Source organism: Bradyrhizobium sp. Leo170, assembly GCF_004296405.1.
Lineage (GTDB): Bacteria > Pseudomonadota > Alphaproteobacteria > Rhizobiales > Xanthobacteraceae > Bradyrhizobium.
The window spans coordinates 1-392 of the sequence record NZ_PSRR01000904.1 but is presented as its reverse complement, the minus strand read 5'-3'; the positions used below and the strand labels follow the sequence as shown (position 1 = coordinate 392).

General features: G+C 69.9%; 1 protein-coding gene. It reads left to right on the top strand.

Features of this window, described 5'->3' with window-relative positions; genetic code table 11:
* The coding region (locus CWO89_RS45310; RefSeq protein WP_130584491.1) for a DUF2239 family protein at positions 1–251 on the top strand (251 nt) is incomplete at its 5' end.
* Positions 252–392 lie beyond the last annotated feature (141 nt).

Genomic DNA, 392 nt, shown 5'->3' with positions numbered 1-392 from the left:
CCTCGGTCGCGCTCCGCAAGCTCGTGGACGAGGCGCGCCGCAGCAGCGGCGACCGCGACCGCCAACGCGCCGCACGCGATGCCGCCTATCATTTCATGTCGGCGATGGCTGGCAACCTCCCGAAATTCGAGGAGGCCTCGCGCGCGCTGTTCGCCGACGACCGCCGCCGCTTCGTCGGCGAGATCGCCGAATGGCCGCCGGACATTCGCGACCACGTCGTCAAGCTCGCCTACAGCGACCGCGCGGGTTAGCGCCTCGACGGAGATGCGCACCCTCTCCCGCTTGCGGGAGAGGGTGGGGTGAGGTGTCTCCGCGGCGGGACTCGCTATGTGGAGAAAGCCCTCACCCGGATCGCATCTAGCGATGCGATCCGACCTCCCCCGCAAGCGGGC